The sequence below is a fragment of the Sphingomonas bacterium genome (assembly GCF_903643035.1).
Lineage (GTDB): Bacteria > Pseudomonadota > Alphaproteobacteria > Sphingomonadales > Sphingomonadaceae > Sphingomonas.
On the sequence record NZ_CAHJWW010000077.1, the window covers coordinates 1 to 10863 of the forward strand.

General features: G+C 69.2%; 9 protein-coding genes. 6 read left to right on the plus strand and 3 right to left on the minus strand.

Features of this window, described 5'->3' with window-relative positions:
• The coding region (locus tag HUV01_RS06805; protein ID WP_174297546.1) for a TonB-dependent receptor at positions 1-2150 on the plus strand (2150 nt) is incomplete at its 5' end.
• A 67-nt stretch (positions 2151-2217) separates the two neighbouring features.
• Entirely contained in the window at positions 2218-4074 is a 1857-nt protein-coding gene (locus HUV01_RS06810) for a CocE/NonD family hydrolase (RefSeq protein WP_174297547.1), read from the plus strand.
• A 212-nt stretch (positions 4075-4286) separates the two neighbouring features.
• On the opposite strand, the gene HUV01_RS06815 is transcribed toward HUV01_RS06810, so the two are convergent.
• Both HUV01_RS06815 and HUV01_RS06820 read right to left on the minus strand, forming a co-directional pair.
• A complete protein-coding gene (locus HUV01_RS06815) occupies positions 4287-5795 on the minus strand; it encodes an MDR family MFS transporter (RefSeq protein ID WP_254606440.1) in 1509 nt (502 codons plus the stop codon).
• A 78-nt stretch (positions 5796-5873) separates the two neighbouring features.
• Entirely contained in the window at positions 5874-6971 is a 1098-nt protein-coding gene (locus HUV01_RS06820; protein WP_174297548.1) for an extracellular catalytic domain type 1 short-chain-length polyhydroxyalkanoate depolymerase, read from the minus strand.
• 214 nt (positions 6972-7185) lie between these two features.
• Between HUV01_RS06820 and HUV01_RS06825 the strand changes: the two genes are divergently transcribed.
• Entirely contained in the window at positions 7186-7926 is a 741-nt protein-coding gene (locus tag HUV01_RS06825) for a glycosyltransferase family 2 protein (protein WP_174297549.1), read from the plus strand.
• Between the two features lie 39 nt (positions 7927-7965).
• On the opposite strand, the gene HUV01_RS06830 is transcribed toward HUV01_RS06825, so the two are convergent.
• Entirely contained in the window at positions 7966-8724 is a 759-nt protein-coding gene (locus tag HUV01_RS06830; protein ID WP_174297554.1) for an SDR family oxidoreductase, read from the minus strand.
• 165 nt (positions 8725-8889) lie between these two features.
• Between HUV01_RS06830 and HUV01_RS06835 the strand changes: the two genes are divergently transcribed.
• From HUV01_RS06835 to HUV01_RS06845, 3 genes are all read left to right on the plus strand, one after another.
• Positions 8890-9258 (plus strand): winged helix-turn-helix transcriptional regulator, encoded by a 369-nt coding sequence (locus tag HUV01_RS06835; protein ID WP_254606441.1) that lies wholly within the window; start codon positions 8890-8892, stop codon positions 9256-9258.
• Positions 9259-9408: 150 nt separating this feature from the next.
• A complete protein-coding gene (gene paoA / locus HUV01_RS06840; protein WP_174297551.1) occupies positions 9409-10053 on the plus strand; it encodes an aldehyde dehydrogenase iron-sulfur subunit PaoA in 645 nt (214 codons plus the stop codon).
• The coding region (locus HUV01_RS06845; RefSeq protein WP_174297552.1) for an FAD binding domain-containing protein at positions 10050-10863 on the plus strand (814 nt) is incomplete at its 3' end. The genes paoA and HUV01_RS06845, both read left to right, overlap by 4 nt.

Below are 10863 nucleotides of genomic sequence, written 5' to 3' on the forward strand. Positions count from 1 at the left end.
AGGCCGAGGCGACGCAGACGGGCGGCGACGTCATCGTCACCGCCACCAAGAGCCGCCAGCGGCTGATCGACGTTCCCGCCAGCGTCACCGCCGAGACCGGCGCGCAGCTGCGGCGGCGCGGCGCGACGCAGCTGCAGGACATCGTCGAGACGACCCCCGGCCTCAGCAATCCGGGCGCGGGCGCCGGCAACAGCACCAATCTGGTGATCCGCGGCGTGACGACCGACACGTCGCTGGTCCTGAAACAGTCCACCGTCTCGGTCCTGTTCGACGACATCCCCGTCGATCCCGCCACCGCCGGGCTCCTCACCACCAACCTGCGCATCGTCGATATCGAGCGGGTCGAGGTGCTGCGCGGACCACAGGGAACGCTGTTCGGATCGGGCTCGATCAGCGGCGCGGTGCGCTATATCACCAACAAGCCCGACCCGACCCGCCTTTCCGGATCGATCGAGGGAAGCTTCGCCGGCACCCGCGCGGGAGCGGACTCGCAATGGGGCAACGTGGTGCTGAACGTGCCGCTGGTCACCGACCGGGTCGCGGTGCGCGCCGTCGGCTACGGCTTCAACGAGGGCGGCTGGATCGACAACCTCCGGCTCAACCAGACGAACGTGAACCGCAACCAGACCTATGGCGGCCGCGTCTCGCTGTCGGCAAAGGCGACCGACCAGCTGTCGGTGACGCTGACCGGCGCCTATCAGAACAGCCACGACTTCTCGCCGGGCGACAGCCTGTATGCGCTGCCCTCCACGTACGGCAAGCAGGTGACGACCGAGCGGCAGGCGGGCGACAGCCGCGCCAAGAGCACGCTGGCCAATCTCGGCCTCACCTACGATTTCGGCGGCGTTTCGCTGTTCTCGTCATCGACCTATATCCACCGGACGGTCGACATCCTCGACGATTACGGCTTCTACACCGACTACCTGCAGCTTGCGTTCCGCCTCCCGCCGCTGAACGACTATTCGCCCGGACGGCAGTACGGCTCGTCCAACATCTATACCCAGGAGCTGCGGCTCGGCTCCAACGGCGGTGGCCCGTTCCGCTGGACGGTCGGGGGCTTCTATCTCCGGTCGAAGAGCAACGGCGGCCAGACGATCACCGCCGCCGGGTTGAAGCCGTATCTCGGCACCGACAATCTGGTCAACCTGACCAGCCCCGGCCGGCAGGAGGAGATCGCCGGCTTCGGGGAGGCGACCTATACCATCGCCCGGAAGCTCGACCTGACCGCCGGGCTGCGCGTCTCGCGCACCACGCTCGATATCTCCAGCACGTCGAGCGGCGTGCTGCTGACGGGCGGCGACACCTTCGCGACGTTCAGGCTGCCCGAGCGCGAGACGGCCTACAACCCGCGTTTCTCGGTGCTGTACCACGCGACCGGACAGGTATCGCTCTATGCCCAGGCTGCGCGGGGCTATCGCGTCGGCGGGGCCAACCTGACATCGGGGCTGGGCGGCCCTGGCATCCCGCCCACCTACAGGTCGGACCACCTGTGGAACTATGAGGCGGGCATCAAGACGAACCTGATGGGCGGGCGTCTCCAGATCAATGCCGACGGCTATTACATCGACTGGAAGAACCTTCAGGTCTCGCTGCTGTCGCCCGCCAGCATCGAATACACCGCCAACGCCGGCTCCGCGCGCATTTATGGGTTCGAGGTGGAAGCGGCGGCGAAGCCTGCGACCTGGCTCGACCTCGGCGGGTCGCTGTCGTTGAACAACGCGGCGCTGACGCAGGACGCGCCGACCCTGGTCCGGACATCGGCCATCGGCGGCGCCATCGTTGGCGCGAAGGACGGCGATCGCCTGCCCGCCTCGCCCCGCGCCCAGGGTTCGGCCTATGCGCAGCTCAACTTCACCTACGGGAACGACGCCGCCTTCATCCGCGCGAGCGGCCAATATGTCGGGGCGTCCTACACCGATTTCGCCTCGCAGGGCGTCCGTTTCGGGGATTATGGGACGTTCGACGTGCGCGCCGGCATCGTCCACCACCATGTCGAGCTGACCATCTTTGGCCGCAACCTGCTCGACAGCGACGGCAAGCGTTCGGCGTCGCCGGCCTTCGTCGTCGGCGGAGTCCTTCTGGCCGCTCCGCAATATGCCTATCGCATTCGCCCCCGCACCATCGGCCTGACCGGGCGGGTCGGCTTCTAAGCGCGGATTTCCCGACCGGCCGTTCGAGTTCCAAACCGGACGGCGAACCGTTTCACCCGAGGTACTCATGTCATTCGCTCGCAAGTTCAAGTTGTTCGGCATGGCGCTCGGCGCCGCCGCGATCAGCGGCCCGGCGGTTCGTGCCCAGACGTCCGCGCCCGACGCGCCGACCTGGAGCGGTACGCCGCGCCCGGCGACGTCTAAGGTGGTGAAGCATTCCACCTATGTCGCGATGCCCGATGGGACACGGCTCGCCGTCGACGTCTACCTTCCCGACCCGGTCGCGCCCGGCCAGAAGCTGCCCGCCGTCCTGGAGCAGACCCGCTACTACCGCTCGACCGCGATCGGCGCGGACCCGGCGCAGAGCTGCAAGGCCGTCTCCCCGCATTTCGGATTCTTCGCCTCGCGCGGCTATGCGGTCGTCGTGCTCGACGTGCGCGGCACCGGCGCCTCGTTCGGCACCCGCGCGGCGGAGTTCTCGGACGTGGAGGTCGAGGACGGATCGCGGATCGTCGACTGGATCGCGGCACAGCCCTGGTCGAACGGACGCGTCGGGGACGAAGGCATCTCCTATGTCGGCACGACCGCTGAGATGCTGCTGCGCAACCACAACCCGAAAGTGAAGGCGGTGGCGCCGATCTCGGCGGGCTATGACTATTATTCCGACCTCGATTTCCCCGGCGGTGCACGCAACCAGTTCTTCATCACCGGCTGGGGCGGGTTCGACCGGGCGCTCGACGTCGGTCATCCCGAGCTCGTGCCGCTCCTGGCGCAGCTCGACTGGCGCGGGCCGTGTCCGGTCGACGGCGACGGGGACGGCAAGCTGAAGGCGGCGGCGATCGCCGGGCATCAGCGCAACGTCAACAGCGGGAACGAACTCGGTCCGGTCAACTTCCGGGACGATCCGTCGCTGTCGGGGCCGACCACCTGGCCGAACCCGTCGATCTATCGCCGGTCGATCGACCAGCTCCACACCCCCCTGCTCGCGATCTCGGGCTGGTACGATTCGGGCTATGCGAACGGCGCGATCGAGCGTTTCCAGAACAGCACCTCGCCCGAGCGGCGGCTGATCGTCCCGTCCTCGAACCATGGCGTCCGGGCCTTCTATGAGCCGGGCGTCTCGACGCCGACAGCCTCCAGCTTCGATGCCGATGCCGAGATACTGCGCTTCTTCGACCATTATGTCGCGGGCATGGACAACGGCTATGATCGCGAGCCGCGCGTGCGGTGGTTCTCGACCGGCATCGACCGGTGGCGATCGGCTCCGACGTGGCCGCGCCAGGCCAGGGAAACAACGTTCTGCCTGACCGGGGCCGCGACGCTGGACGCGGGTCCCTGCACCGGGTCGGGCGTCGTCGACTTCTCACCGGACGCCGACGCGGCGACGGGCGATCATTCGCGCTGGAACACCACGCTGGGCGGCGGGCCGGTGTATTACGACGAACGTACCGATGTCGATCGCCGGCTGCTGTCGTTCACCGGGCCGGCCCTGACGTCAGCGGTCGACGTGACGGGATATCCGTCCATCGACCTTTCCGTCACCAACACGGGCGCCGACGCCGACTATTTCGTCTACCTGGAGGAGGTGAAGGCCTCGGGCGCCGCGATGTACGTGACCGAGGGCGTCCTGCGGGCATCGCACAGCGCGATCGGCCCGGTCGACCACAAGAGCTTCGCGCCGTCGCACTCGGACCGGGCCGCGGACAGGCTGACCGATACGGCGGGCCGCAAGCTGCGGATGGCGATCAGGTTCCAGCCGATCTCGCACGTCTTCGCGAAGGGATCGCGGATCAGACTGGTGATCGCAGGGTCGGACAAGGCGCATTTCGCCAGCCCGCCGCTGGATGGCCAACGCTGGAAGATCGACATCGGCCGGGGGGGATCAGAACTGCGGCTTCCCCTTTCAGCGGCCTTAGGCAGCTGATGGAAGCGATGCCTCCCGACCGCGTCGGTGTGCCGGTGAAACGGCACGGGAACGATGCGGTCGGTGCAGAAGCGATCTGCGGGACGTCGCCTGCGTCTGCACGAAGCCGCGGATGGTGGCAGCGGGACGCTTGATGCCGACAGGATCGCCTAGGCCGCGTCGGTCGAGAGGTCCCCCAGGACGCCCGACAGGAGCCGTGACACGGCAACCGCCTACCCGTCCGAGCGTGCCGCGCCGAATGCCACCCGTGGAACGAACGTCGACAGCGCCAGCGTCGTGAAGGCGATCAGCAGGACGCCCCAGAACGTCAGGTGCAGCCCGTGCGCCAGCCCGGCCCGCCCCGCGGCGGCTCCGATCGCGCTACCCTGGCCGTCGCTACCCTGGCCGTGAAGCAGTCGCTGGATCTGATCCAGCGATCCCGAATGGCCGCGCGCAAGGCTCGCGTTGAGCACGGCGCCCAGCACCGTCGCGCCGAGCGTGCTGCCAAGATTGCGGGCGAACAGGTTGGAGGCGGTGGCCGCCCCACGCTCCGCCCAGCCGACGCTGTCCTGGATCAGCACGATCGCCGCCGTGCTGAAGAAGCCCATCCCGAACCCCATCACCAGCGAGCCGGCGCCCGCGACCAACGGCGACATCCTCGGCGACAGCAGGACGAACGCGACCGCCCCGACCGGCAGCAGCGCCGCGCCGGCGATCAGGATCGGCCGAAGCCCGAAGCGCGCGAAGTTGCGCGCTCCCAGCGTCGCGGCGATCGGCCAGCCGAGCACCATCGCGGTCAGCATGAAGCCCGCCACCAGCGGCGAGCGGCCCATCACCGCCTGCACGTACATCGGCAGGAACGTGGTCAGGCCGATCACCGCCATGCCGCTGAACAGCGTCGCCGCGTTGGTCGCCGCGATCGCGCGATGCGCCCACATCGCAAAGGCGATCATCGGATCGCGCGCGCGGCGCTCCTGCAGGACGAACAGCGTCGCGGTGACGACGCACAGGACCGCGGCCGCCAGGGCGACGCGTCCGCCGTCGGCGCCCAGTTCGGTCAGCGCGATCATCACCGCCGCGATCGTGACGGTGAACAGGCACGCGCCCGGCACGTCGACGCTGCGTTCCTGCGCCGACACCGTCTCGCGCAGGAACAGGAAGAACCCCGCCGCCGCCGCCAGGCCGATCGGCACGTTGATCCAGAAGACCCACGCCCAGCTGACGCGCTGGATGATGAGCCCGCCCGCGAGCGGCCCGATCACCGACGACACGCCCCACACGCTCGCCAGCCAGCCCTGCACCCGGCCGCGCTCGTGCGCGGGATAGATGTCGCCGATGACGGTGAGCGACACCGGCTGGATCGCACCCGCGCCTAGCCCCTGGATCAGGCGAAACGCGATCAGCGCCGGCATCGACGAGGCGAGGCCGCACAGGATCGAGCCGGCGAGGAAGATGCCGATGCCGACCAGCAGGACCGAACGCCGGCCGTAGAGGTCGGCGAGCTTGCCGAACACCACCGTCGTCGCGGTCTGTGCGAGCAGAAAGGAGGAGAACACCCAGGAGTAATAGTGAAGCTGACCGAGCTGGCCGGCGATCTGCGGCATCGCGGTCGACACGATCGTCGCCTCGATCGCGATCATGAACGACGCTGCCATGACGGCGGCGAGGATGAACGGGCGACGAACGGTTCGGGGCGCCATCTCGGGCGATGTATCGGGCGACATGCCGGTCAGGGCGTCCATGTCAGGCGGGACCTTTCGCATTGCGCCGGGGGAACCGGGCCGTTCGCAGTGCCGCCCTGTCGCTCCGCGATCCCCTTCTCAACGCATCATCCCCGCCGATCGGAGTGCGGCCTCGATCGTGTCCTGTATGCCGGGGCGAGCGCCCTGCCCGGGTCGGGGGTAGACGACGGCAGGCTGCGGAGCCTCCCCTGTCCGCCGCTGCCGGTCGACCGTGACCGCAGGATCGAGCAGGCCCCATCGTGCCGCGCTGCGCCACGTCGACGAGATGCCGACGTCGAGCATATAGGGTCCGGGCGAGCCGCATGCGGTCGCTCCCGCCGTCGCGACCGGGGTGCCGTGCCCCATGCCCGCGATACGCCAGTCCTCCAGACGGACACGACCGTCACGGTCCCGCCACTCGCGATGGACCGCGCCGTCGACCGTCTCTTCCAGGTCCGGCGCGGCCGGAAGGTCGTTGATCGCCCGCCACTGCCTAAGCGTGGCCTCGGCGTTGCTCGGCGCCACGGTCGCATCGGCGCTGCCGTGCCAGACGGACACGACGGGCCAAGGTCCCCGATGGTCGGACGCCTGCCGTACATGGGCCGCCGCGCGCGTCGCGTCGGCATGGCCATGTCCGCGCATCCGATCGAACGCCTGCGGCATCGTGCTTGCGGCGCCCGCCGACAGGCCGGCGACGATCGCGCCACCCGCGAACACGTCGGGATAGCTCGCCAGCAGCGACGTCGCCATCGCGCCGCCCGCCGACAGCCCCGTCACGAAGACGCGCGCAGGGTCGATCGCATACCGTTCGACCATCGTGGCCACCATTTCGCGGATCGACAGCGCCTCGCCCGAGCCGCGGCGGGTATCGTCCGGCGAGAACCAGTTGAAGCATAGGTTTGGATTGTTGGCGCGCTGCTGCTCCGGGAAGACCACCGCGAAGCGATGCGCCTCGGCCAGCACCGACCAGCCCGACCCGAGGTCGTAGCCGGCGGCCGACTGGGTACATCCGTGCAGGACGACGACCAGGGGCATCGGGTCGTTCGCGTCGGGAACGTGGCACCATGCCTTCAGATTGCCGGGATTGGCGCCGGTCGCGGCAAGGGGCTTCAGGCGTGTCGCCGCTCCGCCGGGGAGCGCGGCCGGGACGGCGTACCCCCGGTGCAGTCGGTCGATCGTATCGCTGAGACGGCGCATGGCAACTCTTTGGCAAGGAGCGCGATCCGCCGGGATGGCGCATTTGTGCTGCATTGCAGCATATAGAGCGTGTCCGGCGAGGTTACAACGAAGGCCCGCCAGCTGATCGGGCGGCGCCCTGCGGACCGTGGACGGGTCCGGAAGCCTCGAGCCGGTCTGGATGGAAATTGATCCGCGTAATCGAGAGTCGGGGGCTCGTCGGCTAAGCGGGCCAATGTCCTTGTCCAGCCAGTCTTCCGTCCTGCCGGCCTATGACGTCGTCATCCCGTGCTTCGACCGGTCTGCCCTGATCGAGGATGCCGTCGCCAGCGTTCTGGCCCAGAGCCATCGTCCCGCCCGGATCATCGTCGTGGACGACGGATCCGACGACGACACCCCGGACGTTCTCGCCAGGATGGAGCAGCGGCAGGCGATCGTGCAGGCCGTGCTGCTGCCCCGCAACCAGGGCGCCTCGGGCGCCCGCAACGCGGGGCTGGCGCTGGCGCGGGAGACGTGGGTCGCCTTTCTGGACAGCGACGACCGCTGGCTGCCCGACGCCGCGAAGGCCCTGCTGGGCGCCGCGGCGGCCGATCGCCTCGACGTGATCGTCGGGCATTTCCGCCGGGCATGGCCCGACGGCAGGATCGACGAGCGCGAGTGCGGATGGAACGGCGAGGACATCCGGGCCGGCCTTGCCAGGACCGGCGCCGTCGGACCCAGCTGGTCGATGATCCGCACGGCGACCGCGCGCTCGGTCGGCGGCTTCGACCCGAGCTTCCACAACTGCAACGATTGGGACTTCTACACGCGGGCGGCGGCGGCGGGCGCCAGGTTCGGCCGGATCGACGAGGCCGTCGCCCTCTACCATTGTGCGGAGACGGGCCGGCTCAGTCACGATCGCCTGCTGGGCGGCACGAACGCCGCACGGGTGCTCTCGCACCGGTATCTGGCCAGCGCGGGACCAAGGACGCTCTGAGGGTCGGCAGCGCGGCGGGCGGCATCGCCGGGACGACGCTCATGTCCGCCCGACCTTGCTCATCTGCGCGAAGATGAACCCCGGCGCGATCCGGCCCGCGATCTTCAGCAGGTTGCTCTGCCCCGGACGGATCTCGGTCCTGCCGACCTCGATCCCGGCGATCGCCCGCCGGACGAGCACATCGACGGCCATGCCCTTCTGCCCGTTCATGTGGCTCGCGAACTCGTCGGTGAACAGGGGCGTCCGCGTCAGCGGCGGCGCGAGCTCCACGACCGTCACGCCGCTGCCGTCGAGCTGGACCCTGAGGCACCTCGTATAGGCGTGGAGGCCCGCCTTGGCGGCGGAGTAGACGGGAGAGATCGGGAACGGCACGAAGGCGAGGCCCGAGGAGACGTTGACGATCAGCGCGTCCGGCCGGGATCGCAGGTGCGGCAGGAACTGCTGCACCATCCGCATCGGGCCGTTCAGATCGACGTCGACCTCGCGCGTCACGTCCTCCAGCGCGCGATCCTCGGCGAGCCTCACGATCCGCATGATGCCGGCGTTGTTGACGAGCGTGTCCAGCGCCGGGAACCGCGCGATGACCGTCCCGTACAGCGACCGGATGCCGTCCGCCTCGCCCACGTCGCTCCGAATGGCATGGAGACCGGGAAAGCGATGGGTCGCGGCCCCCAGCGCGCGCTCGTCGCGCCCGGTGACGACCACCTCGTTGCCGCGCGCCAGCAGCTGCCCGGCAAGTTCCAGGCCGATGCCGCTGCTGCCGCCCGTGATGAGGATCGTCCTTGCCGTCAGCTTCATGACCATCGTCCCCGTACCTTGTTCGAGGGCGAACATGCGCCGCATGGTTTCCGGTGGATAGAAGGCACCAGATCGTGCTCTACTTACCTTGGGGAGAGTGTCGGCATGGCGATCACGGCGAAGTTCACGCAGGACCAGATCGCGGCGGCGGAACGCTACGCCGGCATGACGCCGCCGACCGCGATCGATCCCCGCATCGAGGCTCTCGTCACCGACCTGATCGGCCGGGTGGCCGACAAATGGACGATGCTGGTCCTCGAAGTGCTGGCCGAACGGGGCACGCTCCGCTTCAGCCGCCTTGCCGAGGCGGTCGGCGGCGTCAGCCAGAAGATGCTGACTCAGACGCTGCGCGCGATGGAGCGCGACGGGCTGGTCGATCGGACGGTGTACGCGGTCGTGCCGCCGAAGGTGGAGTACACCCTCACCAGCCTGGGCTTCACCCTTGGCGCCGCCTTTTGCGGCGTCTGGGTCTGGGCGGGCGAGAACCTGTCACGGGTCGAGGAGGCGCGATCCGCCTTTGATCGGCGCGACTAGCGATGCTCGTCTCCGAAGCGATCCTTCCCGGGCGATACCGACGGCTTCGATCCCAGATCATGCGACGTCCTGGCGTACCGGGCATCGACGCGGCATGGGGATTGCCGGTAAGCGTCCTTCCAAGCCCACTCCCGCGGAGCAACAGCCGTCATGGCGATCGAAGATCACGACGAACGTGCCGGCATGTCGCGCCGCGGCGTGCTGGCGGGAAGCTGTTCCGCCGTGGCGTTGAGTGCCGTGCCCGCCCCTTCCCCCGACACCGATACGAAATCCGCGCCCGTCGCGACGATGCCGGTCACGCTCAAGGTCAACGGCCGGGCGCGCTCGCTCGACCTCGACCCGCGCACCACGCTCCTCGATGCGCTGCGCGAGCATCTCCAGCTCACCGGCACCAAGAAAGGATGCGATCACGGCCAGTGCGGCGCCTGCACGGTGATCGTCGAGGGCAGACGGATCAACGCGTGCCTCAGTCTGGCGCTCCAGCACGACGGCGACGCGGTGACGACGATCGAGGGGCTCGGCACGCCGGACCGGCTGCACCCGATGCAGGCGGCGTTCGTCAAGCATGACGGCTATCAGTGCGGTTACTGCACGCCGGGGCAGATCTGCTCGGCGGTCGCGGTGCTCGACGAGATGCGCGCCGGCATTCCCAGCCACGTCCAGGCGGACATCACCGCCAGGCCCCCAATGACCACGACCGAGATGCGCGAGCGGATGAGCGGCAACATCTGCCGATGCGGCGCCTATTCCAACATCGCCGAGGCGATGGCCGACGTCGCGGGGGTCAGGACATGAGGAGCTTCACCTACGAGCGCGCCAGGTCCCCGGCCGAAGCGGCGGCGGTCGTCGCGCGGACGCCGGGCGCCAGGTTCCTGGCGGGCGGCACCAACCTGCTCGACCTGATGAAGCTCGAGATCGAGACGCCGACGCACCTTGTCGACCTGCAGGACCTCGGGCTCGACCGCATCGACAAGACTCCGGACGGCGGCCTTCGCATCGGCGCGTTCGTCACCAATACGACGCTCGCCGCGGACGATCGCGTCCGCCGCGACTATGGCGTCCTCACCCGCGCGATCGTCGCGGGCGCGTCGGGCCAGCTGCGCAACAAGGCGACGACCGCGGGCAATCTGCTCCAGCGCACCCGCTGCCCGTATTTCTACGACCCCAACCAGCCGTGCAACAAACGCAAGCCCGGTTCCGGCTGCGCGGCGATCGACGGCCATTCGCGCCAGCTCGGCGTGATCGGCACCTCCGACGCGTGCATCGCGACCCATCCCGGCGACATGGCGGTGGCGATGCGCGTGCTCGACGCGACCGTCGAGACGGTGCAGGCCGACGGCCGGACCCGCGCGATACCGATCGCCGACTTCCATCGGCTGTGGGGCGAGACGCCGCAGGTCGAGACGACGCTCCAGCCCGGCGAGCTGATCGTCGCCGTCACCCTGCCCCGCCCGCTCGGCGGCCGGCATTTCTACCGCAAGGTGCGCGACCGGGCGTCCTACGCCTTCGCGCTCGTCTCGGTGGCGGCGGTGATCCGGCCGGACGGCACCGGCCGCGTCGCGTTCGGCGGCATGGCGCCCCGGCCCTGGCGGGTCGAGGCGGCCG

Coding starts and splice junctions, on each gene's coding strand:
- HUV01_RS06810 (WP_174297547.1), top strand. CDS start 2,218: ATGTCATTCGCTCGCAAGTTCAAGTTGTTCGGCATGGCGCTCGGCGCC.
- HUV01_RS06815 (WP_254606440.1), bottom strand. CDS start 5,795: ATGGACGCCCTGACCGGCATGTCGCCCGATACATCGCCCGAGATGGCG.
- HUV01_RS06820 (WP_174297548.1), bottom strand. CDS start 6,971: ATGCGCCGTCTCAGCGATACGATCGACCGACTGCACCGGGGGTACGCC.
- HUV01_RS06825 (WP_174297549.1), top strand. CDS start 7,186: ATGTCCTTGTCCAGCCAGTCTTCCGTCCTGCCGGCCTATGACGTCGTC.
- HUV01_RS06830 (WP_174297554.1), bottom strand. CDS start 8,724: ATGAAGCTGACGGCAAGGACGATCCTCATCACGGGCGGCAGCAGCGGC.
- HUV01_RS06835 (WP_254606441.1), top strand. CDS start 8,890: ATGACGCCGCCGACCGCGATCGATCCCCGCATCGAGGCTCTCGTCACC.
- paoA (WP_174297551.1), top strand. CDS start 9,409: ATGGCGATCGAAGATCACGACGAACGTGCCGGCATGTCGCGCCGCGGC.